The 22,453-nt window shown below is 43.4% G+C and carries 25 protein-coding genes; 9 read left to right on the top strand and 16 right to left on the bottom strand.

Going from position 1 to position 22,453, the window contains the following annotated elements:
* Positions 1 to 325: 325 nt before the first annotated feature.
* The 4 genes from G3W54_RS11040 to G3W54_RS11025 are packed head-to-tail and all read left to right on the top strand — an operon-like array spanning position 326 to position 2,968.
* Positions 326 to 628 carry a DUF2282 domain-containing protein gene (locus G3W54_RS11040; RefSeq protein ID WP_162653100.1) on the top strand — a complete coding sequence of 101 codons (303 nt, stop codon included), beginning with the start codon at positions 326 to 328 and terminating at the stop codon, positions 626 to 628.
* 42 nt (positions 629 to 670) lie between these two features.
* Positions 671 to 1,594: a DUF692 domain-containing protein gene (locus G3W54_RS11035; RefSeq protein WP_162653099.1), complete on the top strand. Its 924-nt coding sequence runs from the start codon at positions 671 to 673 to the stop codon at positions 1,592 to 1,594.
* The gene (locus tag G3W54_RS11030; RefSeq protein ID WP_162653098.1) at positions 1,578 to 2,369 is read left to right on the top strand and encodes a DNA-binding domain-containing protein; all 792 of its coding nucleotides are present in this window, start codon (positions 1,578 to 1,580) and stop codon (positions 2,367 to 2,369) included. Before G3W54_RS11035 ends, G3W54_RS11030 begins: the two co-directional genes overlap by 17 nt.
* A gap of 32 nt (positions 2,370 to 2,401) precedes the next feature.
* Positions 2,402 to 2,968 (top strand): DoxX family protein, encoded by a 567-nt coding sequence (locus G3W54_RS11025; RefSeq protein WP_162653097.1) that lies wholly within the window; start codon positions 2,402 to 2,404, stop codon positions 2,966 to 2,968.
* A gap of 116 nt (positions 2,969 to 3,084) precedes the next feature.
* Here G3W54_RS11025 and G3W54_RS11020 read toward each other — a convergent pair whose 3' ends face one another.
* Positions 3,085 to 3,573, bottom strand: a complete 489-nt coding sequence (locus G3W54_RS11020) for an Hsp20 family protein (protein ID WP_162653096.1) — start codon at positions 3,571 to 3,573, stop codon at positions 3,085 to 3,087.
* 355 nt (positions 3,574 to 3,928) lie between these two features.
* Here G3W54_RS11020 and G3W54_RS11015 point away from each other — a divergent pair, with 355 nt between their 5' ends.
* Positions 3,929 to 4,918 (top strand): alpha/beta hydrolase, encoded by a 990-nt coding sequence (locus G3W54_RS11015; protein WP_162653095.1) that lies wholly within the window; start codon positions 3,929 to 3,931, stop codon positions 4,916 to 4,918.
* On the opposite strand, the gene G3W54_RS11010 is transcribed toward G3W54_RS11015, so the two are convergent.
* The 7 genes from G3W54_RS11010 to G3W54_RS10980 form a co-directional block, all read right to left on the bottom strand.
* On the bottom strand, positions 4,908 to 6,323 hold the full coding sequence (locus G3W54_RS11010; protein ID WP_162653094.1) for an outer membrane beta-barrel protein: 1,416 nt from the start codon (positions 6,321 to 6,323) through the stop codon (positions 4,908 to 4,910). The two genes, G3W54_RS11015 and G3W54_RS11010, sit on opposite strands and share 11 nt — an antisense overlap.
* Positions 6,324 to 6,430: 107 nt before the next feature.
* Positions 6,431 to 6,889, bottom strand: a complete 459-nt coding sequence (locus G3W54_RS11005) for an NfeD family protein (RefSeq protein ID WP_162653093.1) — start codon at positions 6,887 to 6,889, stop codon at positions 6,431 to 6,433.
* Positions 6,886 to 7,857: an SPFH domain-containing protein gene (locus tag G3W54_RS11000; RefSeq protein ID WP_174244247.1), complete on the bottom strand. Its 972-nt coding sequence runs from the start codon at positions 7,855 to 7,857 to the stop codon at positions 6,886 to 6,888. The genes G3W54_RS11005 and G3W54_RS11000 overlap by 4 nt, the downstream gene beginning before the upstream one ends.
* Positions 7,858 to 7,940: 83 nt before the next feature.
* The gene (gene hemH, locus G3W54_RS10995; RefSeq protein ID WP_162653091.1) at positions 7,941 to 8,981 is read right to left on the bottom strand and encodes a ferrochelatase; all 1,041 of its coding nucleotides are present in this window, start codon (positions 8,979 to 8,981) and stop codon (positions 7,941 to 7,943) included.
* A 166-nt stretch (positions 8,982 to 9,147) separates the two neighbouring features.
* Positions 9,148 to 10,743 carry a bifunctional metallophosphatase/5'-nucleotidase gene (locus G3W54_RS10990; protein WP_174244224.1) on the bottom strand — a complete coding sequence of 532 codons (1,596 nt, stop codon included), beginning with the start codon at positions 10,741 to 10,743 and terminating at the stop codon, positions 9,148 to 9,150.
* Positions 10,744 to 10,908: 165 nt separating this feature from the next.
* Positions 10,909 to 11,271, bottom strand: coding sequence for a hypothetical protein (locus G3W54_RS10985; RefSeq protein ID WP_162653090.1), 363 nt, complete (start codon positions 11,269 to 11,271; stop codon positions 10,909 to 10,911).
* 69 nt (positions 11,272 to 11,340) lie between these two features.
* A complete protein-coding gene (locus G3W54_RS10980) occupies positions 11,341 to 13,131 on the bottom strand; it encodes a M3 family oligoendopeptidase (RefSeq protein WP_244627926.1) in 1,791 nt (596 codons plus the stop codon).
* 359 nt (positions 13,132 to 13,490) lie between these two features.
* Between G3W54_RS10980 and G3W54_RS10975 the strand changes: the two genes are divergently transcribed.
* Positions 13,491 to 15,278: a DUF882 domain-containing protein gene (locus G3W54_RS10975; RefSeq protein ID WP_162653089.1), complete on the top strand. Its 1,788-nt coding sequence runs from the start codon at positions 13,491 to 13,493 to the stop codon at positions 15,276 to 15,278.
* Positions 15,279 to 15,302: 24 nt separating this feature from the next.
* Here the strand turns inward: G3W54_RS10975 and G3W54_RS10970 are convergent, their stop codons facing one another.
* Positions 15,303 to 15,572, bottom strand: a complete 270-nt coding sequence (locus G3W54_RS10970) for a DUF2312 domain-containing protein (RefSeq protein WP_162653088.1) — start codon at positions 15,570 to 15,572, stop codon at positions 15,303 to 15,305.
* 129 nt (positions 15,573 to 15,701) lie between these two features.
* Entirely contained in the window at positions 15,702 to 15,995 is a 294-nt protein-coding gene (locus tag G3W54_RS10965) for a DUF1244 domain-containing protein (RefSeq protein WP_162653087.1), read from the bottom strand.
* A gap of 273 nt (positions 15,996 to 16,268) precedes the next feature.
* On the opposite strand from G3W54_RS10965, the gene G3W54_RS10960 reads away from it, so the two are divergent.
* Together G3W54_RS10960 and pyk are read left to right on the top strand one after the other, a co-directional pair.
* Positions 16,269 to 16,730, top strand: a complete 462-nt coding sequence (locus G3W54_RS10960; protein ID WP_162653661.1) for a DUF1036 domain-containing protein — start codon at positions 16,269 to 16,271, stop codon at positions 16,728 to 16,730.
* Complete coding sequence (gene pyk, locus G3W54_RS10955; RefSeq protein ID WP_162653086.1) at positions 16,727 to 18,154, top strand: pyruvate kinase; 1,428 nt, start codon at positions 16,727 to 16,729, stop codon at positions 18,152 to 18,154. The genes G3W54_RS10960 and pyk overlap by 4 nt, the downstream gene beginning before the upstream one ends.
* A gap of 22 nt (positions 18,155 to 18,176) precedes the next feature.
* On the opposite strand, the gene G3W54_RS10950 is transcribed toward pyk, so the two are convergent.
* The 6 genes from G3W54_RS10950 to G3W54_RS10925 all read right to left on the bottom strand — a co-directional run bounded on the left by G3W54_RS10950 (position 18,177) and on the right by G3W54_RS10925 (position 22,082).
* Entirely contained in the window at positions 18,177 to 19,220 is a 1,044-nt protein-coding gene (locus tag G3W54_RS10950) for an alpha/beta hydrolase (protein WP_162653085.1), read from the bottom strand.
* A gap of 15 nt (positions 19,221 to 19,235) precedes the next feature.
* Entirely contained in the window at positions 19,236 to 19,868 is a 633-nt protein-coding gene (locus G3W54_RS10945) for a tetratricopeptide repeat protein (protein WP_162653660.1), read from the bottom strand.
* A 106-nt stretch (positions 19,869 to 19,974) separates the two neighbouring features.
* The gene (ykgO, locus tag G3W54_RS10940; protein WP_162653084.1) at positions 19,975 to 20,100 is read right to left on the bottom strand and encodes a type B 50S ribosomal protein L36; all 126 of its coding nucleotides are present in this window, start codon (positions 20,098 to 20,100) and stop codon (positions 19,975 to 19,977) included.
* A gap of 161 nt (positions 20,101 to 20,261) precedes the next feature.
* The gene (locus G3W54_RS10935; protein WP_162653083.1) at positions 20,262 to 21,353 is read right to left on the bottom strand and encodes a 5-(carboxyamino)imidazole ribonucleotide synthase; all 1,092 of its coding nucleotides are present in this window, start codon (positions 21,351 to 21,353) and stop codon (positions 20,262 to 20,264) included.
* On the bottom strand, positions 21,350 to 21,814 hold the full coding sequence (gene purE, locus G3W54_RS10930) for a 5-(carboxyamino)imidazole ribonucleotide mutase (RefSeq protein ID WP_162653659.1): 465 nt from the start codon (positions 21,812 to 21,814) through the stop codon (positions 21,350 to 21,352). The genes G3W54_RS10935 and purE overlap by 4 nt, the downstream gene beginning before the upstream one ends.
* A 64-nt stretch (positions 21,815 to 21,878) precedes the next feature.
* Positions 21,879 to 22,082 (bottom strand): DUF465 domain-containing protein, encoded by a 204-nt coding sequence (locus tag G3W54_RS10925; RefSeq protein ID WP_162653082.1) that lies wholly within the window; start codon positions 22,080 to 22,082, stop codon positions 21,879 to 21,881.
* Positions 22,083 to 22,264: 182 nt separating this feature from the next.
* Here G3W54_RS10925 and G3W54_RS10920 point away from each other — a divergent pair, with 182 nt between their 5' ends.
* Positions 22,265 to 22,438, top strand: a complete 174-nt coding sequence (locus tag G3W54_RS10920) for a DUF465 domain-containing protein (RefSeq protein ID WP_162653081.1) — start codon at positions 22,265 to 22,267, stop codon at positions 22,436 to 22,438.
* Positions 22,439 to 22,453: the final 15 nt, after the last annotated feature.

Raw genomic sequence — 22,453 nt, 5'->3', positions numbered from 1 at the left:
AGATCACTGTACGACTTTTATCGCGCCTGTGTATATTTGTCTAATGTACTATATATAATGTAGAAGTTCGAATTTGACTTTCTAACAAATATATTAGCCGATTTTTATGATCGCTATAGCAACCCCAAAACAGGTAAGCCTTGAACCTGTTTGAGCTGTTTTAACCCAAGTTAGGGATCTTTCACTCGCGAAGTGATCACATCGAGTTGATCAAATCTAACGCGTGGTTGATTTCCATTTGATCAGTGGTTTGGGTAGAACTATATCTGTCGGGTCCGCTGGAGACCTTCAATCTTGATGATATATCATCCTAAGGAGAATTTATATGTCTAAGAAAATTATTGGTGCATCTGCACTTGCTGGCGCTGTTGCAATGGCTCTTTCTGGTGCAACTCTAGTTGCTTCTACAACTGGTGCACAAGCGGCTAAAGAAAAATGTTATGGCGTATCACTTGCTGGCAAAAACGACTGTGCAGCCGGTCCTGGTACTTCATGCGCTGGTACATCTACAGTAGATTATCAAGGCAATGCTTGGAAAGCTGTTGAAGCTGGTACATGTGTTTCAATGTCAGTTGAAGGTGACCGTAAAGGTTCACTTGAGCCACTAACACGTGATCTTCCTGCTTAATTCTGTTAATTAAGTAGTATTTTGCAGTATAGGAGTTTTGAGATGTTGAATGCCACCCCCCGGCCTATCCCAGCTGATCGATCCTATCCTGTAGATAGTACAGTTCCCGCGCGAGCGGGGGCTGGGCTTAAAGGCCAGCATATTGATGATATTCTGGCCGATAAGTTTAAAATGGGCTTTTTTGAGGTTCATGCTGAAAATTATATGGGTGATGGCGGCATGCCGCACCGATCACTGACCAAAATTCGGGAAAATTTTCCGATCACAGTTCACGGTGTCGGACTTTCCATCGGGTCAGAAAAAGGTCTGGATGACATGCATATCGAACGGCTTGCGAAAGTCGTTGATCGTTATCAACCCGGTATTGTGTCTGAGCATTTAGCCTGGTCAACTCATGATACACACTACTATAATGATTTGCTTCCGGTTCCCTATGATAAAGAGACATTAGATCGCGTTGTCAATCATATCAGCCAAGTACAAGACCGTTTGAAACGTCCGATTTTGCTCGAAAATCCATCAACTTATGTCGCATTTTCGCAAAGTACGATGAGTGAGACTGACTTCATCACCGAGATTGCGCGACGTGCTGGTTGTGGATTGTTGCTTGATATTAATAATGTATTTGTATCGGCGACCAATCATAAATTTAGCCCTAAAGAATATCTTCGTAATTTCCCGCTTAGTCATGTTGGTGAAATACATCTGGCCGGTCACGCTGAGGATATAGATGATGATGGTGAAACATTACTGATTGATGCACATGACCGCCCTGTATCTGACGAGGTTTGGGGGCTTTATAAAGATGTTGTGACCCAAATGGGACCAATTCCTACTCTCGTCGAGTGGGACAATGATGTGCCTGATTGGCCAATTTTGCGCCGAGAAGCTAAACTAGCGGAAGCTATTTTAAACAATGTGCCAGAACATCCGTTGCTTGGAGATCGTCATGTCGCGGCTGAATGAGCTTGATGGTCAGTATTCGGTTTCGCAAAGTTTATTTTCCACACTTCTGTTAGATCCTGAAATACCTTGCCCTTCGGGTTTGGTAAGTCCGAGTGGGAAATCAGATCAGAAACGTTTTTCTGTCTATCGCAATAATGTTGTGGTCGGGCTCACGGGTGCACTTGCCGATATTTTCCCTGCTATTCAAAGGTTATTGGGCGAAGAGGCGTTTAAAAACCTGGCGCGAATTTATGTGGCCAATGAACCGCCAACATCACCATTGATGTTTGAATATGGTCATAGTTTTGCAAGTTTCGTTGAGTGTTTTGAACCGTTACAACAATATCCGTATCTAGCGGATGTTGCACGTATCGAACGGCTATGGCTCGATGCGTATCACGCGGCTGATAAAACGCCGCTCGCGCTAGATGTATTATCCAGTTTTCCACCCGAACAATTGGGTGATTTAACGTTTAGGCCACACCCTGCAACAAGATTGTTTTCGAGCCAGTTTGCAGCTGTTTCAATTTTTTCGGCAAATAGGCAAGAACAATCTATGGAAGGTATTGATCCCTCGGTTGGCGAATCTTGCTTGATTACACGACCTGACACGGACGTGGACGTACGCCAAATACCGCAAAGTGCCAAAGTATTCTACGATAGTTTGGTTGCTGGTCGTACACTTGGAGATGCTGCAAATGAAGCAGCTAGCTTAGATGAGGCATTTGACATAGCAATGGCTATATCTACCATGGTTGAATCCGGAATGTTCATTGAATGCGTTTTGGCTGAGTAAGCCAGTATTAATTACAATTAGGGGATGACAAAATGACAGGGTTAATAACGATGATACGAGGGCTAAATGATGCGGTGTTCGGATTTATCGAGAGAGTAACAGATGGCTGGTTTTTGGGTCTTGCTGCTCGTTTTGTGTTTGCTGCGGTCCTTTATTTTTATTATTTGAATTCCGCACTTACGAAAGTGGGTGAAGGCTTTCTGGGTTTCTTTCAAATATCAGACGGTGCCTACTTCCAAATAGCTGGGACAGCGGTCGAGGCTGCCGGATATGATCCTGCTGCCGTAGCTTTTTTCCCTTGGGGGTTGTTGGTGTTTGTCGGAACATATGCCGAGTTTATTTTGCCATTGTTGATTGTTGTTGGGCTATTCTCACGTGTGGCAGCAGCTGGTATGATTGGCTTTGTTATTGTCCAGTCATTAACCGATGTATATGCCCATCAAATAGGCGCGGAAAGCACTGGAAAGTTGTTTGACCGATTACCGGATAGCCTCATTCTTGATCAAAGACTTCTTTGGATATTTGTTCTTACAGTCATAGTGATAAAAGGTGGAGGAAAGATATCACTGGATCATCTGTTCTTCCGTTCTGCAAAATAGAACTTAAAAAAAATCTGTACAATAAAAATGGCGTCCTTGAGACGCCATTTTCGTTTTGCACTTCTGTGTTCTAGGGGAGGGACGAGATCACAGAAGCGCGATAGTGAACAGGTGATTTAGGCTTTTTTGCTTTCAATCTGCTTTGCTTTTGTTTGCTTTGCATTGGTGCCTGCAATCTCAATTTTACGAAGTTTTTTATCCTCCGGAACCTCACGAACAAGTTCGACATGAAGTAAACCATTTTTGAGGTTTGCACCCTGAATTTGTACATGTTCAGCGAGTTGGAAACGTCGCTCAAAGGCACGGGTTGCGATGCCACGGTGAAGGTAGGTTACATTCTTAGCTTCTTCGTTTTGTTCGCTTTCATCCTTCTTCTCACCCTTAATTGTCAGCGTATTTTCGCGTGCTTCAATGTCGAGGTCTTCCTCGGAAAAGCCAGCGACTGCCATTGTAATTGTATAGGCATCTTCGCTTGTGCGCTCGATATTATAAGGTGGGTAGGATGTTGTTTGTTGTTCAGGCTGTCCGAGGCTATCTAGCATCGTAAACAGACGATCAAATCCAACTGTTGAACGGTAAAAAGGTGAAAAATCTACATGACGCATATGTGTTCTCCATTGAGCAACTATGTTTAGCGTTAAACAATTCATGGTCCCGTTATTGGCGACCTGATTGCGGTTTATGTGACCCGATTATCGGCGTCTACGTTATATAGATGGGGAGCATAAATGATGTTTCAAGAGTATCATTTAAAATTTATGAAGACACTATTTTTGTTCATCCAGCGTTCATATTGGTTGTTGCATAAAGGATTTATCAACAACGCCAGTGTGTAACGTCCCATCGACATTGGCAAAAAAAGCTAGAGCCATAGTGAAGTAATTTCACGGGGCTCTGGCTTTTTCTTTTGACCTTAAAGGCTGTTCGCATTATTGGCTTTGTCAGGGGTGGATATTCTTCATGGATTCTATTTTATTTTCAACGCCTAACAATGAACTGCCTGAAGACTTTAAGGCGGGTTATTTTGATGGCGTTGGCGGAGTTAAGCTTCGTTATGCATTTTTTCGTTCGAGTGGGCAGAATGCTAAAGGCACAATTGTTCTACTTCAGGGACGAAATGAGTGTATTGAAAAATACTATGAGACGATCCGTTATTTCACCAATGCAGGTTTCTGGGTCGCAACGTTTGACTGGCGAGGACAGGGCGGTTCAGAGCGTTTGTTGGCCGGAGAACGGCGTGGGTTTGTTCAAAAGTTTCAGGATTACCAGGATGATGTGAAGCATTTTCTAGACCAAGTGGTGTTACCTGACACACGCATGCCATTTTTTGCTGTCGGGCATTCTATGGGAGGGCTGGTATTGCTATCAATAGCACCGTCAATTGCCAACCGTATTGACCGTATTGTGCTCGCCGCACCATTTCTAGGGCTTACAATTACTGGGGCGAGACGATTTTTTATTGGATTAGGTTTAAAGCTGGCAAATATGTTTGGCTTTGGCAAATATGCGCTACCCCGCCGGGAAAATAATCAAAAATCTCGTTTTGATCGACTGACATCCAGTTCAGAGAGATTTATGAGAAATCAAGGCATATATGAGGCTTACCCTGAATTTGGAACAGGACCTCCAACAATTCGTTGGTTGTTGCAAATGATGAAGGTTCAAAAACGCGTGAATGACCAGTCGTTTTTAGAACCCATTACTGTGCCCACAGTTATTCTTGGGGCGACACATGATGGCGTTGTACCCTATCATATCATGGAAGATATCAGCACAAAGTTTCGTGCTGGTCAGCTTATTCCATTTGATGGTTCTCGCCATGAAATTTTACAGGAAGTCTCCATATACCGAGAACCGGCATTGGAGGCGATTTTGGCGTTTTTCTCGTCATCAGATGAGGTCTATTCGCCAATGTCGATGAAGAAGGAAAAATCTGAAACTATCGAGTGAGTGTCAGGCCCAGCCCTACCGTAACATTATCGATTGTAGAGGTGCCCGCTTGTTGTGCTTTGCTATAACTCGCATCCGCATTCATACTAACGTACCGATTTATTGACCAATCTAGTCCCGCGTTTGCGCCGTAGATCGTTTGATCTGATGGTGCCGCGCTGCCGGAAAATCTGCGTAGACTATAGTTGGCACCAATATTTGCGTTCAAATTATTTGATATTTGTTGCGTGATGCCAGCCGTTAATGAGTAAAGTGCTGCCCCACTTACGTTGACCGAGGTAGATGGCTCAATTACCGTCGCAAAACCAAGTGTTGCATCTGTACCGCGCCTTGGAGACCAATTTAAATTGCTATCAATAGCAAATGTGTTGAGGTTTATGAGACTGGAATCATCAAATTTATTTGTCACGTATCCAACAGCAAAATCACCACTTAACTTATCACTTAGGTTGACGTCTAGGCCGAGGCGAAGTGCATAATTTGAGTAGGATCTCTTTATGCCATTGTTGTCGACTTTTTGAGTATAATTTACACGCCCAAGTTCGCCCTCAACAAATGGCATGAGGACAGGGTTTGCTGCATATTGAATTCTAAGAGCTAAACCAGAACTTAGTAAATCACGATCAGCGCCAGAAACTTTGGTGTTATTTGTAAGTATTGCATCGCCATGTATTTCTTTTGAAAGGCGACCAGTAATACTTCCCCTAATAATGCCGACATCTTTTGACAGAGCTAACTCGCCATTAATCGTATGGATATTTGCTTGGCTCGTTGCATTGGAAATCGCGTTCGGATCAGTTCGGTCTTCGACCCTGAAATTGTAACCACCTCGAATGTTTGCAGTCAGTAGATCATTAAGATTGAGTTCTAGATCTGCATCAATGTCTGCGTTTGGTTCTTCATTCAAAGTCCCGCTAATATTTTTTTGTAATGTTCCAGTTCCGCTTATTGCTAATGAATGGCGTGACCAGTCTGATTGTAAGGTAGCTGCAATAGTTGTTTGATTGTAAACACGGTTTAAGTTTGTTGTGTCCGTCTTCTCATTTTCATACACGACCCTAGTTTGAACTGAAGGGCGTAGAGTAAATGAACCTAACCCAATTCCGGGTGCATTTCCGTCATCTGCATTTATTGAATTGGTTATATTCGATGAGTTTTGTAAGGGAAGGTTTTGTCGGCCTTGGGTAACGGGGGTAAGGGAATTGAGCCTCAAAGGTGTTTCCGTGAGTGTGTTTTGAGTTGATGCTGAACTTGGTGTTGCTAAATCAAGAGAGGCATCAGTGCTTTGCGCTAAGGCGTGGTTTGTCAGTATTCCAAGTATACCAATTCCTAGAAAACACACATATATGCCATAGCCGGATATTACCTGCCTCTTTGCTACATAATTTTGTGTGCCAATTCGCATAGCCTTCCCGTCACCAGAGCGGAAGTTAAATCCTACCAATCCGTAAAACTTTATAGTTAACGTTTAGTTTAAAAAGATTAACAGAAGGCTATATGATTTAACTAAACTCAGGCTTGTGCGACTTTTAGGCGGTTGGAAGAAGCTGAAATGACTTGGATTTTTTCACCAGATTTCAACTCGGGCCCCTCAATGACCCACAATGTGTCGTCGAGTTTGATGCGGCCACGACCATTTTCGATTGGCTCTTCTAATGTTGCAATACGTCCGACTAAGGCCTCGGTTCGTTGATTTAAAAGTGGCTCATCACTCTCTCGTTGACGATCTCCAATATATTTCTTGCCCGCATATCCAGAAACAACAGATAAAATGGCGAAGACAGTTATTTGCAATTGCCAAGGCCAAATTGCGCTATCCCAAAGAGCAAACGAAATTGCACCAACTATCATGGCTGCAACGCCGATCCAGAGAAAGAAAATTCCTGGTAGCAGGATTTCAATTCCAAGGAAGAGTAGGCCTACAACCCACCATGACCACGGACCAAGCTCTGTAACGATGCTCTCAATCATGATGTTGGGCCTGATCTTGGTGTTGTTCTGGCTGGTCGTGTGACATCATCAGCGCCATCACCGAAGACTTCTTTAGCAATCGCGCCAATACCGCTAATCGAACCAATAAGGGAAGACGCTTCCATTGGCATGAGAACAACTTTAGAGTTCTTGGCTGAACCAATTGAGGTGAGGGCTTCAGTATACTTTTGTGCAACGAAGTAGTTAATAGCTTGCACATTTCCTTCGGAAATAGCCTGAGAAACCATTGTTGTAGCTTTAGCTTCGGCCTCTGCCAAACGTTCACGAGCTTCCGCATCACGGAAGGCTGCGTCCCTGCGTCCTTCAGCTTGAAGAACGGCGCTTTGTTTTTCACCTTCAGCTCTCAGGATTTGGGAGTTTCGAGTGCCTTCCGCTTCTAGAATGTCGGCACGCTTTTCACGTTCCGCTTTCATCTGGCGTCCCATAGATTCGATAAGGTCACGTGGAGGTGCGATGTCTTTGATTTCAACGCGGGTAATTTTAATGCCCCATGGTGCCGCGGCCTCATCAACAACTTTTAAAAGACGGTCATTAATAGCATCGCGGTTTGATAAAAGGTCATCAAGGTCCATAGAGCCCATAACTGAACGGATATTTGTCATCGCCAGGTTGACCAAGGCGTGCTGCAAGTCATTAACTTGATAAGCTGCTTCTGCGGCGTTCAGTACTTGATAAAAAGCAACGGCATCTGCTGCAACAGAGGCATTGTCGCGTGTAATGACTTCCTGTGTGGGAATGTCGAGAACCTGTTCCATCATGTTCATTTTCGCACCAATACGATCAACGAACGGAACAATAATTCTCAGACCCGGCGATAACGTTGCCGTATATCTGCCAAACCGCTCCACCGTATAGGCAAAACCTTGAGGAACTGTTTTAACCGCTGATGCGAGAAAGATAATCGCCACAAAGACGATTGCAATAACTGTAATATCCAAACCTTCAATCACCATGAGCGACGTCTCCTATTAAAAAAGCTTATGCCTTTTAGATAAGCTGTTCGTGTGACAGATTCAAGATAAATCGGGTGTTACAACCAACCACCAAGTTCGCGCTTTACAACAGCTTCTATAACGTTCATCCCCTCATTGCTGTCATTTAAACATGGAATATGAGAGAAGTTTTTGCCGCCATGTTCATGAAAAATTTCCTTACCTTCAACACCCATTTCTTCAAGGGTTTCGAGGCAATCTGAAACAAATCCTGGATTGAATATAGCAATGCTCTTCGTTCCGGATTTCGCAAGTTCTTCAATCGTAACATCGGTATATGGCTGGAGCCATTCTTCTGGTCCGAACCGAGATTGGAACGTAGTCATTAAGCGGCCTTCTTTCCAGCCTAGTCGATCTTTCAAAAGGCGTGAGGTCTTGTAACAATGGCAATGATAAGGATCACCCTTTTTGAAATAAGATTGTGGGATGCCATGATAAGACGCAATGACTTTTTCAGGTTCAAAATCGAGATTTGCTAAATGTTTTTCTATCGACTGCGCCAGCGCGTCGATATAAACGGGGTCATCATGATAAGCAGGAACCGAACGTAGAGCAGGTTGCCAACGCATGTCTAGAAGTGTTTTGAAGGCTTTGTCATTAACTGTCGCGGTTGTTGCTGCCGCATATTGCGGGTAAAGTGGGAATAGCAAGATACGTTCACAGCCTGCATTTTTTAGCGTCATGATTTTATCTGGAATGGATGGTTGTCCATAGCGCATAGCCCAATCAACAATAATATGTTCATGGGGTTTCATAATTTCGCTGAGTTTATCAGATTGATTTCGCGTATATGTCCGTAAATAGCTCTCATCCAGATCATTATTCCAGATAGATTTGTATGCTTCTCCGACTTTTTGCGGTCTTTTGTTCAAAATTATGCCAAACAGAATTGGATACCAAAGAGCTTTCGGCCACTCGATAACACGGGCATCTGTTAAAAACTCTTTTAAATATCTACGCATAGATGTGTAATCAGTGCCATCTGGTGTGCCAAGATTAACGAGAAGCACACCGACCTTTCCAATGTTTACAGGCGGGTGTTCTTTTGGCAGAATTGTAGGTACGTGTTTAAATGGCATGTGGGTAAAATCGCTTTTTCCGTTAATTTAGAATCTATATAAACTATACGTTGGAACTTGCAATTTGGAGCAGTTTTAATGTGCTGTTTTTGAATAAACTTATTGCCGCAGGCGAAAAATGAAAAGGCCCGACAGTTATCGGGCCTTCATCAGCTTTTAAGAACTTTTATTGGTTTAAGCTCTTAATTCTACCATCTGTATAGGGGGTGTATGAACCGCCCTTGGCAGCAATATAATCTGCAACGACCTGTTCGAGCCCTGGGCCATAATCATATGCAGCTGTCGCTTTCGTTTCAAAAACATTATAACCATCTCCGCCCTGACGAACGTAATTGTTGGTTACAACGCCATAAGTCGCATCAGAATCAATTGGGCCAAATGTTCCATCTGCTGCTTGCACCATTACGTCAGAAATTCTGGACCCGACCTCTGAATTTTTGTCGAAAGTAAATGTCATTCCAGCAACTTGAGGGAAACGACCTGCTACTTTGTCATATTGACTCACGCCGTTTTCAAGTGCTTCTAACAGGCCAGCCCCTGTTATTTCAAAGGTTGCCAAGGTGTTTTGAAAGGGGAGAACGGTCAAGACTTCACCCATGGTCAATTCACCCTCGTCAATAGAAGCACGAAGACCGCCGCTGTTTTGGAAGGCTATTGTGACACCCTGGGATTTTACGCGGTCAAGCATTGCGTCTGAAACAAGGTTACCCATTGCACATTCCATCTGACGGCAAATATCACGACTGCCTTCGATAGTTGCGGTACTTGCGCCAATAACTTTTGTTTTCAACTCCTCAATAGGAGCGCCCTTTTCCTTTATATAAGCAAGGAATTCTTCATCTTCAGGCACCATAGCGTTGAGTAGCCAGGGTGCTCCTTTTGCTTTTGTGACATTGCCTTCATCGTCGAAGTCGACTGTTAGTTCTCCGAGGTATTTTGAATATGCGTAAGCTTGAACAATTTGAACCGGTTTACCGTTTGGTGCGTTGACGACGGTTGGATATTCATCAAGTAAAGTGTGGCTATGTCCACCGACAATGACATCAATACCATCAACCGCAGCAGCTATTTCCTTGTCTCGTTCAATACCAACATGAGAGAGAACGACAATCTTATTGATGCCGGCAGCCTCAAGCTCGGCAACGGTTTGCTTCAATGTTTCTTCAGATTGTACAAAAGCAATATTTTTCCCCGGCGAAGATGTTTCCGCTGTATCTTCAGCGAGAACTCCAATAATTGCTACTTTTTCGCCGCCAATTTCTTTGACAATATGGCTTTGGATTTTGTCTTTAAGTAAAGGTTCTTTTGAGATGTCTGTATTTGCAAACAGAATTGGAAATTGTGCCGCTGTTGCAAATTCAGCTAATTTCTCTGGCCCATCATCAAATTCATGGTTGCCGACAGCCATGGCGTCAAAGCCAATTTTATTCATGAGATCAACTGCAACACTACCTTTGTAGGTAGAATAAAAGAGCGACCCTTGAAATTGATCACCGGCATCGAGTGTCAGAACATTTGCTCCTGCGGTGTTCAGCGCATTGCGGCGCAGATCGATTGCTGTTTTAACTCTGGCCATGCCACCAAAGCAAGAACCAGCAAGATTATCAGATGCACGGCAGGTCGAATCATACTTATTGATGGGTTCAATGCGCGAGTGAACATCATTTATGTGCAAAATTGTTAACTTATAGTCGGCTTGAGCTGCAGCGGTTGACAACATAAGTGCCGCTGCACCCAATAATAACTTTGACTTTATCTTCATTGTGAAAATTCTCCCTATTTAAGCACGTGTAATTAGAAAATATTCCGATTACCTAGCTGATGTATATATCGACAATGTGACGAGGGAATATGAGATTTGTCAATAGAATTTCGCACAGCAAACGATTTCCACCGTTTGAAATTTAACTAAGTTGTCGCAAATTTATTATGCTTGCCGGAACAACGTAAACTGCGCACCGCCACTAGATGTGCAATTAAGTCGAGAGCTTGTTGCCAGTGAGCAGTTCACCTTCGAAACTGTTTTACGAACAAGAGACTTAACTTCAATTTCAGCCAGTGTAGGGCTAACTTGTGTATAATTGCCAACTGCCAGCAATGTGTTTGTTCCATCAGTCGTTTTGGTTTGGAATTCGCCGTTGTAAAAGGTGGATAATATTCCATTTTGATCAAGCCATTGGCCTTCAAAACCAGAAGTGGGGGCGGTTGAACGATAATCAGATTGTGTTTGGCAAGCAGTGAGTGCAATGGCGGTTATGGCCAAGGTTACAGTTTTTTTAAGTCCCAACATAATCGTCCCCTTTAATCCGTATTTTCTTTATTTGCGTTGTTTGCATGGCAAAAACAAGGCAAAATCAGATTATTCGCTCAATTCTGCGTCTAGTGCTTCCAATTCGTCGATTAAGCTTTCGATCATGGAAAGTCCTTGATTCCAAAAATCAGATTGAGATGCATCCAATCCAAATGGCTTTAACAGTTCGCTATGATGTTTGGTGCCGCCAGCTTTAAGCATGTCAAAATAACGGTTCTGAAAGCCCTCGTCAGCATTTTGGTAAACGGCATAGAGTGAGTTAACCAGACAATCTCCAAACGCATATGCATATACATAAAAAGGTGAATGAATGAAGTGTGGAATGTATGTCCAGAATGTTTCGTAACCTTCATTAAGCTTGATTGCTGGCCCTAAACTGTCAGCTTGCACAGACATCCATAACTTGCCAATTTGTTCAGACGTCAACTCTCCTTCGCGACGGGCAGTGTGGAGTTTACGCTCAAACTCGTAAAACGCAATTTGGCGAACAACGGTATTTATCATGTCCTCGACTTTTTGCGCCAATATGGCTTTGCGTTCGCGTTTATCTTCGGTCTTTTTTAAGATAGCGCGGAATGTAAGCATTTCTCCAAAAACAGATGCAGTTTCAGCAAGTGTGAGCGGAGTTGAGGCCATTAATGCGCCTTGATCTCCGGCAAGAACTTGGTGCACACCGTGGCCAAGTTCATGTGCCAGTGTCATAACATCTCTAGCTTTGCCCATATAATTGACCAAAACATATGGATGCGCTGATGGTACGGTAGGATGGGCAAATGCGCCTGGGGCTTTACCGTGACGAACAGGTGCATCGATCCATAATTTATCAAAGAAGTCGCCCGCTATATTGGCCATTTCCGGTGAAAATTCATTGTAGGCAGATAGGACGATATCTTTTGCATTTTCCCATGAGATCAGCGACTTTGATGTTTCTGGTAATGGTGCATTTCGATCCCAAAAGTTAAGTTGTTCAACACCGAGCCATTTAGCCTTTAGCTTGTAATAACGATGGGACAGGCGAGGGTAAGCATCTCTGACGGCGCTGGCCAATGCGCCAACAACTTCGCGCTCCACTCGATTAGCAAGATGGCGGCTATCTGCAACGTCTTCAAAACCGCGCCAGCGATCTGAAATTTCCATGTCTTTAGCTAAAGTGTTGGAAATTAACGTGAAAATACGCAAATTTTCAGAAAAAGTTGCAATAAGTGCCTGACCCGCAGTTTCTCGAACCTTTGGGTCATTATCCTGTAATAGGTTTAAAGTTTGCTCAATTGAAAGTGTTTCACCATTCACTTCAAATCTGAGGTCAGACATGGTTTCGTCAAATAGTCTGTTCCATGCGCCGTGGCCTGTCATAGATTTTTCGTGGAACAATTGTTCAATTCGATCTTCAAGTTGATAGGGCTTGTCTTTTTGAAGGTCTGTGACCCAAGGTTCGTATTTCGCCGCAAGTGGGTCGCTGGAAAACGCCTTATTGATTAGATCTTGATCGAGTTTATTAAGTTCAAGGCCAAAAAACAAAAGTTTTGTGCTTGCATCCGTGATATGCCCTTGCATGTCACCATAAAACTTTGCGCTTTGCTCGTCCAATGTATCGGAAAAGTATGCAAGGCTTGCAAATGACATAAGCCGGCCCATCACATCTTCAATTTTTTCAAATTGTTCTATTGCGGCTCCCAAACCTTCACTTTTGTTTTTGCCGGCTGCCTGTTCAAGCTTACCCTTCCAGGTTTTCTCGAATTTAGTTGAAGCTTCCATAACCCAATCTCGGTCATGTTGAAGTTCAGGTGCATCCATTGATGAGTAGAGATCTGCCAAATTCCACGTTGGAAGATCTCCCAAATCTGTGTTATCTGTTGAGGTGTTTGAATTGCTAAATGTTCGTGTTTCTAGCTTGGTGTTCACTTAAAGATTCCTCGATTTGGAGCAATGGCTAATGATGTGACTTTAATCAGTTCATATTGATTTTGGAAAGCGTATTCTGCGGTAAATTCTAGCATCGGAATGTAAGTTTTGGTGATTGAATTTCCGCTTATCATTACCAGATTATTACTATCCGTGAATTGTAATTAAGTTTAAGGAGTTATTAGCAATCTATTTACTATAATTTGGCTAACTTTCTTAGGGGTTGCAGTTGCCACGATGTTACCCCATTTATAAGGTATTACCAGCATCGACGGCGTTTATGTATGAGGGCGATCTTGCAAAAAACTTTGGATATCGATTATCCTGAACGGTCAATTCAAAAGTCTTGTTCAAGACTTTTGGGTATGATGCTAGTTTTTGCATTTTGTTTTACTGCTACGCTCGGTCTCGATATGTCTGTATCCGGTGTGGCGCATGCACAAACTAAATCACTCAAGTTATATTTCACGCATACGAAGGAACGTGCAAAAATCACGTTCAAAAAAAATGGCCGATATGATAAAGCTGGCTTGAAAAAGCTTAATCGATTTTTGCGGGATTGGCGTCAGAACGAACCAACAAACATGGATCCGCGGTTATTTGATGTGTTGTGGGAAACTTACCGTCAATCAGGTGCGAAGAATTATATTCATGTCGTGTCAGCTTATCGTTCACCAAAAACCAATGAAATGCTAAGGAAAACGCGTGGCGGTCAAGCCAAGAAGAGCCAACACATGGTTGGGCGGGCCATCGATTTTTATATTCCGGGTGTTAAAATAAGTAAGCTACGCGCGATTGGTATGAAGCTGCAAGGTGGTGGTGTTGGTTACTATCCAAGGTCTGCGTCGCCATTTGTCCATCTTGATGTAGGTAGTGTTCGAGCTTGGCCACGTATGTCGCGCAAAGAGCTGGTGAAATTATTTCCAAATGGCAAAACATTGCACTTGCCAACAGATGGTAAGCCGTTGCCGGGTTATCGAACTGCTCTTGCAGAATACAAACGTCGTAAAGGTAAGGTTGTAACTCCAAAAATCGTTACAAAACCAAAATCAACACCTGTTCTTGTTGCGAAAGCCAATACGAATGCGGCGAGTGGTAAAAATACGAAAAAAGAGACCACCCAGTCGAGAGGCTTAATTGCATCATTGTTCGGACGTAGTAATAAAAACAATGAACGGGAAGTCACTCCCGTTGCCCCATCTGGCAATGAAAGGGTTGAGGTCGCCGCACTTCCAACTGTAGCGCAAAACCTTGCTAAACTTCCGAAGGAAAATATTCCTTTGCCGATTTTGTTAAATGCTGGCACATCAGTTCCGGCTGCGATTTTGGAAGATAATCAAGTTGAAACCGAAAATCCAGTTCTGAATAAGGAACCTGAGTTGGTTGTACCAGAAACTGGGATCCCAGAAACTACGATCATTGCATCCAATGTCCCAACACCAGTTCTCGATCAAACATCGGTTGCATCTTTATCTGGAGCCAATTTAGAGCTTTCAGATGAAGCTGATGCAGCTGTTGAAGCACTTGCTTATCAGGAGCCATCTGAAAGAGTTGCGTTACCTAGCCTTTCTGCGATCATTACGGCAGCGATTGAAACAGATAAACGACGCAAAATGAATGGCGAAATCCCGGCGCCGGTGGTTGCAGGCTTACTACCCGCGAAGGAGCCGAAGCGGATTGATATAGCTTCTCTGGAGCTTCCGCAGTTGAGGGAACATAATCGTTTGAGTCGTGTTGCTTTAAGTCAAGCAATCGCAGACGCTGCCGCGAGCCCTAACGATGTAAGCACAAGTAAAAAAGGTCGTCCGAATCTAAGAGATGCGCTTGTTGCCAAATATAAGTCACGCGCTGCCACTCCAGATTTGGAACAAATTAAAATCTCGAAAGTTGCAATGTCGCCGGAGAGTATTGTAACCATGAAACCGCCTGCACGGGAGGCGCGTTTTGTTAACAGGTTTATGCGCAAGCCGCCGAAGACGGTTTACGCGAATGGTTTTTCCAAAACCAACAATACACAGCTGATACAAAAGTCATTTGCGGGGAGTGCGGTAAACTTCTTACCTGTTGTAAAATATAACGGCTAGGCAGATTTATTCTCTAAGTGGTGTTTATTCTGCGGCCGCAGCATCTTCTTCAGATGGTAACATGCCAAGTGCTGCCAGATATGTATCTAAAACTGCTTCTTGCTCCATACGTTCATTCTGATCAAGCTTACGAATTGCAACCACTTTACGGATAACTTTTGTATCATAACCCATGGATTTAGCTTCGCCGTAAACTTCTTTGACGTCATCAGCTATTGTCTTTTTTTCTTCTTCAAGTCGCTCGATACGTTCGATGAATGCACGAAGTTGTCCGCTCGCTATGCTATCTGACATAATTTACCCTTTTTATCCATGAGAAGCAGGCGCTTCTTAGATTTTGTTTATGAGAAACACGCTTCTCAGAAAATTTATAAATTATCAAGTGCCGATGATCTTAAAAAAGGTCAAGGGGATATGATTGAGTTAATGGTCTGTTGGTTTGTTTTCCTCAAAAGACTTTTGCTGTTCTATGCTTGCGTCTGTTTGATACTTTTCTTTCCATTCCGCATAAGGCATTCCGTAGATGATTTCACGAGATTGTTCTTTATCTACATCAAGTCCTAATTCGGTTGCTTCTTCATGATACCAACGAGAGAGGCAGTTTCTGCAAAATCCTGACAGATTCATGAGATCGATGTTTTGGACGTCAGTACGGTTTTGAAGATGAGCAACCAGTCGGCGAAAAGCAGCGGCCTCTAATTGTGTTTGGTTATCCATAGCTTTTTCCTAATTCATGCGGTTTTTTAATGAATGTTCAGTTGTATTTGAATAGTTTGAGAATTGAAGAGATAATCTCTCCAACTCACTGGATATTGTCTATATAGTGATTGAGTTGGGAATTTTGAGAGGAAATGACTTCTTTTGTATTTGGTAGGCAATAATTTCAATCGATTTAAGGTAAGCACGTTGACAATCACCACAATGGATAGCAAGAAGGCAATTGGAATTGGTGTTCCAATTAAAATTAGAACAATTTTGCAATATGTCCTTATGTCACAGCGTAACCTACTGCTTTTTGTCACAAAGCTTTCATTGCTCACTTTTATAGTGATTGCGAATCCTGTGTCGAAGCAAGAAGCACTAGCAGATTTTAGAGTTTGCAACGGAACGCAATCTCTTGTTGGGGTTGCGATAGGATATCGAGCATCTGAAGGGTGGGTCTCAGAAGGGTGGTGGCAGGTTGCTCCAACTTCGTGTGAGACCCTGATTGAAGGAAAAATTGAATCTCGATTTTACTATATCTATGCGGAAGATGCTGCCGGGGGTGGTCGCTGGGGCGGAGACGTGAATATGTGCGTTTCTGATACCGAGTTTAAGATTGTGGGCGTTCAAGACTGTTTTGCTCGCGGTTTCCAACGTATGGGATTTAAAGAATATGACACCGGTCGTCAGGGTAGCTGGATGGTTCAGCTAACGGACGGGCGGGAACAAGAAGGAAATTCGGCTCAATGAGACGTAAGCGGAAAGTCAAAATATTAGCAACACTCGGACCAGCATCTTCGGATGAGGCAACCATTAAGCGGTTATACGAAGCTGGTGCAGATGTGTTTAGAATAAACATGAGCCATTCAAGCCATGAAGTCTTAAATGACCTTATTAGTAAGATCAGAAAAGTTGAAAAAAAGTGTGGTCGCCCTATCGGAATTCTAGCCGATATTCAGGGGCCGAAGTTACGGGTCGGAACGTTTGTTGATGGTTCTGTTGAACTGGAAGTTGGCCAATCTTTTAAACTTGATGGCGATGAAACACCCGGTAATAAAACGCGCGTTTATCTTCCTCACCCAGAGATTTTACAATCTGTGAAAGATGGTGACAGGCTTCTTATCGATGATGGTCGATTGCAGCTTAAAGCAACTAAATGCGACGGGAAGACAATCGAAACTGTTGTGGTAAGCGGCACGAAGATTTCCAATAAAAAAGGTGTAAGCCTTCCTGATACTGACCTTGCTGTTGGTGCACTCACACCAAAAGACCGTTCTGATCTGGGTGCGATTATGGAAAATGGTTCAGTTGACTGGATTGCCTTATCATTTATCCAACGTCCGGAAGACCTAATTGAAGTGCGTGACATCGTTGGTAAAGATGTTTGCCTCATGTCAAAGATTGAAAAGCCACAAGCGCTGGATCAAATTGATGAAATCATCGAATTATCTGACGCAATCATGGTTGCTCGTGGTGACCTGGGCGTCGAGATGCCTATTGAATCTGTACCGGGTATTCAAAAACAATTGATACGCAGCTGTCGCCGCAAAGGTAAACCTGTTGTTGTTGCAACGCAAATGCTTGAATCTATGATTACTGCACCTGTACCAACACGTGCAGAAGTTTCTGATGTTGCGACTGCGGTGTTTGAAGGTGCTGATGCTGTTATGTTGTCTGCAGAATCTGCTGCGGGTGATTATCCTGTAGAAGCTGTTTTGACTATGGCCTCAATTGCACGTGGGGTAGAGCATGACCCGACATATTTGAGCATTATTCACGCGCAACGGGCTGCGCCCGATGAGACTGCGGCTGATGCTATCTCGCTGGCTGCGCGGCAAACTGCTGAGACTTTGGATTTACCTGTTATAGTCTGCTATACATCGTCGGGTGCTACTGGTATCCGCGCATCTCGCGAGAGACCAAATACGCCAATTATAGCGCTAACACCTGTTCTTCAAACCGCTCGCCGAATGACAATTGTCTGGGCAGTGCATCCAGTTGTGACAGCGACTGCTAAAGATTTGGATGATATGGTGGACCGTGCATGTCGCATTTCGGAAGATGAGGGATTTGCAAAATCTGGTGATCAGGTAATTATTACTGCTGGCGTTCCATTGGGCCGTGTCGGAACGACAAACATGCTACGCATCGCTAATGTGGGCGATGTTTGCTAAAGTTATTATTCACGTCAGTTGTCTAGTAGTTGATCGGAAGTGAATGACTTTCAACTTGTTGGTCGCGGAGTTCTTTATCAAGCTCAGCGGCCATTTTTTTTAGATCATGTTTAGATTTGCCGCTCAAGTTTTCAATGGCGGCTATGGCAATATCTACCGCTGCGTAATCTGGCTTGTGCCCAACATTGTCAAGTGAAATAAGTTCGGCGTTTTCTATGTGCTGCTCTAGTCCTCTGGAATGGATATAGGGGAAGACGACATTATCTTTATCTCCACTGATTATAATCGTTGGAGATTTGATGGTTTTATATCTTGGCCATGTTTTGACAAGGTAGTTGAATAACGCGGTAATATCTTTAGCATTTGATCTAAAGGACCGTGGGCGAAGAACAAGTGAAGGTCCGGTTTTCTCAATATAGTTAGATGGCATTATATTGGGCAAAAACACACATCTAGAACCGCTTTCGACACGTTTTAAGCCGGAGGGCAGGGCGAGTGTATTGGCAAAAAGCCAGCCTATAAACGGCATGCTTGTTAAGCTGTAATACCAAGCGACACCGCCAGGCCAAGGGTATGCCGCAGGCGCCAGGAACAGCAGAGCCTTGGTTTTTTCATGATGGTTGAGTGCAAAACTGGCTGTGACGGCACAACCGAACGAATGCCCCACGATAATTCCATTCTGTAAATCTAGTGCACTCATTAATTTTGAGATAATAAGTGCTTGTTTGTCCGGAAATTTTTGGTCTTCGGAACTGCGTTCTGACCAGCCGTGTCCGGGTCGATCAATGAAAAGAAGATTAGCACGGCCCTTTAGTTTATTAAAGAAAGGTTCCGTTTGGTCACGTAAGTTCCCGCTTGCCCCGTGGATGAATATTAAGGCAGGGAGGTCGGAGTTGTCATCAGCTTTGACAAATTTGTAGTGAATACGTGTTCCATCAAGATCCCTAAAATCTCCGATGGGCGGATAGGTTTTTGATATTTCGTTTGTTTTTATTTGCGTAAAGATAAACAAAGCGCCAAAGATTAGTGTCGAAAATATCAACCCATTAGTAATAATTTCAAACAAAATAGTAGCCTGCCGCTAGATTTCACTTTTTTCAAGTTTCTGCGTAAGCTTAATGATACTTGCTTGCGCAGTTCTATTCGCAGGATAAATGGATAAGACGTGTTCGTAAACTTTTAATGCTTTGTCATCGTTTCCGCGGCTGGCCAAGATAGAGGCCATTCCGCTAAGAGCACCAAAATGGCGAGGCTCAAGCGCCAACGTTTGTTCAATGTCGGCCATGGATTTGGCGTGATTTCGCATCATGTAATGAAGTGTCGCGCGCCTGTTCCAGCCCTCTGAATAGTCTGGCACAAGTGCGATGACTTGGTCTAATAGTTCAAGGGCTTTGTTGTGTTGTCCGCTTTTCATGGCCTGTTGAGCCCAAGCCATAAGGGCATTGGCTGTGTGGCTACCTGAGCTGGTCCAGTTCATGGCAATTTGCGAGGCAAGGATTTTCGCTTTGCGCTGATCCGATTCCTTTTTCAATTCGGTAAATAGGGAATCAAGCTTCTCGACGCGTGTTTTTGTTGCTTTTGGTTTTGCCAGGGATTTACTTGTTTCGGGAATTGACGCTGTAGTCTGAGCGTGCGCAACGATATTGTGCGCCGGTCCGGTTAAGATGATCGGCGCAATTGCTAGCACAGAAAATAGGTGTGTCAAATTACGCATACGAATCAAGGTACGCTCTTTACGTAAAATAGCAAATCCCAAAAAACACCGATAACTAATTGTTAACGGTGTTTATAAATTATTTATTAATATGTGTTAACGCGCGTTAGCCTTGGCGGGCTTTAAAACGTGGGTTTTCTTTATTGATGATGTACACACGGCCTTTACGACGAACCAAACGGTTTGCGCGGTGACGACCTTTAAGTGACTTAAGAGAATTTTTAATTTTCATCTTTTTCCCGGCACCTTATGAGATGCCACTCCTAAATTATTAAACGCATGCTAGACGTAGCGCGTCATTTGTTGAGCGTGATGTAACTTTTAAGGTTCCTATTGTCAATATCCGACTTGCAACTTAGCGCTAAAATTCCGCTAAGTCACAGTTTAAAGAGTTCACGACTTTGGTGTTATATAAGTTACATGTCCCATTTTGCGTCCGGCACGTGCTTCTAATTTTCCGTACAGATGTATTTTGGCATTTGATTTTTCACACAAAGCTGGCAGGTCATTCACATCATCCCCGATCAAATTTCGCATAACACAATCACTATGACGGCTGGGATCACCGAGTGTGAGGCCTGAAATTGCCCGTATATGCTGCTCAAACTGAGATACGGCACATGCAGCTTCCGTCCAGTGGCCAGAATTGTGTACGCGTGGTGCAATTTCATTCACATATAGTGAAAAATTAGCAGTCTTTGCGTCTTCTACAAAGAATTCGACTGCGAAAACACCAACATAATCCAGATTATCTGCAATCTTTTTTGCAATTTCTGTTGCTTTGATCGCAACATTATCATGAATTTTTGCCGGAATTGTTGATGTATCAAGAATATGATTCTGATGAACATTCTCAGCGATATCAAAACTTGAAAAAGTACCGCCTTGTGAGCGTGCTGCTATGACCGAAACTTCGCAACTAAATGAGATGAATGCTTCTAGTATGGCATCTTGACCATTCATGGCGCCAAATGCTTCAATGACGTCATTGTCAGAATCTATACGCATCTGGCCTTTGCCATCATAGCCCATTCGTCTGGTTTTCAAGATCGCGGGATAGCCGATTTCTTTCAGGCCAGACCGCAGATCGTCAATTGTGTTGACCTTGAAGAATTTTGCAGGCGTTGCGCCAATCGCAACAGCATTTTCTTTTTCAAGCAATCGATCTTGCGAAATTTTTAGGGCTTTGGAGCCGGGATAAACTTTTGAAACATCTTCCAACATTTCGACCGCGGACGCAGGCACGTTTTCAAACTCATAGGTGATGACATCACATTGCTGAGATAGGCTTTCAAGTGCTATTTCATCATCATATGCAGCCATGATTTGATCATTGGCAACCTGCGCTGCAGGTGCATTTGGATCCGGCTCTAATATAATTGTCTTAAACCCAAGCTGAGCAGCTGCCATTGCAAGCATGCGTCCTAATTGGCCACCACCAATAATTCCAATAGTTGAATTTGGCTTCAATGTATTTGTATTCATGCGTCATCCACTGGTTTAAGTGCGATCGATGCGGAGTTATTTTCGCGCCAGGTCTCCAGCCGCGCGTCAATATCGCTGTTTGATGTAGCAAGAATGGCTGCCGCCATAAGGCCAGCATTTTTTGCACCTGCTTTACCAATTGCCAATGTGCCAACAGGAATGCCACCTGGCATCTGCACAATAGATAAAAGGCTATCTTGCCCGGAAAGCGCTTTGCTTTCCACTGGAACACCTAGAACAGGCAACGATGTTAGAGAGGCGACCATGCCCGGTAGATGAGCTGCGCCACCTGCTCCGGCGATAATGACTTTAAAACCTTCGTCCTTAGCGCTTTTAGCGAAATCATACATACGGTCAGGTGTTCGGTGAGCAGATACGATGCGTGCATCATACTCGATACCAAGGTCATCTAACACATCTGCGGCGTGTTTCATGGTTGGCCAGTCAGATTGACTGCCCATAATAATAGCGATGGCTGCTGATGATGCAGTACTCAAGCTGATATCTCCTCAAACTTCGTTTCTTTTAGGCGATAATATCGGGAATGATTTGATCTTCGAATTGTGTGAGCTTGTCTTTTATAGCAAGTTTTTTCTTTTTCATACGTTGAATAGAAATTGCATCACTACCTGTTTTTATCATCGCATTAATGGCAATATCGTAGTCCTCATGCTCATGGCGCAGTTTTGCGATTTGCATTTTTATATGGGCTTGTTCTTGCTCAGACATTTAAATTTAATCCCAGATCTAATTGAACTATCCGCAATAGAAATATTTAACGGCTTGTTAATATGGAATTCTATTCAGTTACATTTAACCTTCGACAATTCAGTTTACCCATGGCACACTTCACAGACCAAATCTAGTTTGACTTGGTAAACTGTCAGAAAATCTAATCAAGGAGAGTATATATGTCATCTGAAGCACATCTTGCGTCACTTGAGGAAAAACACCATGCATTAGAGGCTGAGCTGGACACGCTTATGAATAGTCCTCGTCCGCAAGAAGAGCTCGTTATAGACTTGAAGCGACGAAAGCTGAAGCTTAAAGATCGAATTGAACAATTTCGATCTACTAAACACTAAATAATTGTTTTATAT

The sequence above is a fragment of the Lentilitoribacter sp. Alg239-R112 genome, assembly GCF_900537175.1.
Taxonomy (GTDB): domain Bacteria; phylum Pseudomonadota; class Alphaproteobacteria; order Rhizobiales; family Rhizobiaceae; genus Lentilitoribacter.
Note: the sequence above shows the minus strand (reverse complement) of the source record. Positions and strands in the feature narration are given on the sequence as shown.

Coding starts and splice junctions, on each gene's coding strand:
- G3W54_RS11005 (WP_162653093.1), bottom strand. CDS start 6,889: ATGATTGAGAGCATCGTTACAGAGCTTGGTCCGTGGTCATGGTGGGTT.
- G3W54_RS11015 (WP_162653095.1), top strand. CDS start 3,929: ATGGATTCTATTTTATTTTCAACGCCTAACAATGAACTGCCTGAAGAC.
- G3W54_RS11025 (WP_162653097.1), top strand. CDS start 2,402: ATGACAGGGTTAATAACGATGATACGAGGGCTAAATGATGCGGTGTTC.
- G3W54_RS10945 (WP_162653660.1), bottom strand. CDS start 19,868: ATGCGTAATTTGACACACCTATTTTCTGTGCTAGCAATTGCGCCGATC.
- pyk (WP_162653086.1), top strand. CDS start 16,727: ATGAGACGTAAGCGGAAAGTCAAAATATTAGCAACACTCGGACCAGCA.
- ykgO (WP_162653084.1), bottom strand. CDS start 20,100: ATGAAAATTAAAAATTCTCTTAAGTCACTTAAAGGTCGTCACCGCGCA.
- G3W54_RS10925 (WP_162653082.1), bottom strand. CDS start 22,082: ATGTCTGAGCAAGAACAAGCCCATATAAAAATGCAAATCGCAAAACTG.
- G3W54_RS10990 (WP_174244224.1), bottom strand. CDS start 10,743: ATGAAGATAAAGTCAAAGTTATTATTGGGTGCAGCGGCACTTATGTTG.
- G3W54_RS11040 (WP_162653100.1), top strand. CDS start 326: ATGTCTAAGAAAATTATTGGTGCATCTGCACTTGCTGGCGCTGTTGCA.
- G3W54_RS10985 (WP_162653090.1), bottom strand. CDS start 11,271: ATGTTGGGACTTAAAAAAACTGTAACCTTGGCCATAACCGCCATTGCA.
- hemH (WP_162653091.1), bottom strand. CDS start 8,981: ATGCCATTTAAACACGTACCTACAATTCTGCCAAAAGAACACCCGCCT.
- G3W54_RS10920 (WP_162653081.1), top strand. CDS start 22,265: ATGTCATCTGAAGCACATCTTGCGTCACTTGAGGAAAAACACCATGCA.
- G3W54_RS10965 (WP_162653087.1), bottom strand. CDS start 15,995: ATGGATAACCAAACACAATTAGAGGCCGCTGCTTTTCGCCGACTGGTT.
- G3W54_RS11020 (WP_162653096.1), bottom strand. CDS start 3,573: ATGCGTCATGTAGATTTTTCACCTTTTTACCGTTCAACAGTTGGATTT.
- G3W54_RS10935 (WP_162653083.1), bottom strand. CDS start 21,353: ATGAATACAAATACATTGAAGCCAAATTCAACTATTGGAATTATTGGT.
- G3W54_RS10970 (WP_162653088.1), bottom strand. CDS start 15,572: ATGTCAGATAGCATAGCGAGCGGACAACTTCGTGCATTCATCGAACGT.
- purE (WP_162653659.1), bottom strand. CDS start 21,814: ATGGGCAGTCAATCTGACTGGCCAACCATGAAACACGCCGCAGATGTG.
- G3W54_RS11035 (WP_162653099.1), top strand. CDS start 671: ATGTTGAATGCCACCCCCCGGCCTATCCCAGCTGATCGATCCTATCCT.
- G3W54_RS11030 (WP_162653098.1), top strand. CDS start 1,578: ATGTCGCGGCTGAATGAGCTTGATGGTCAGTATTCGGTTTCGCAAAGT.
- G3W54_RS11010 (WP_162653094.1), bottom strand. CDS start 6,323: ATGCGAATTGGCACACAAAATTATGTAGCAAAGAGGCAGGTAATATCC.
- G3W54_RS10960 (WP_162653661.1), top strand. CDS start 16,269: ATGTCACAGCGTAACCTACTGCTTTTTGTCACAAAGCTTTCATTGCTC.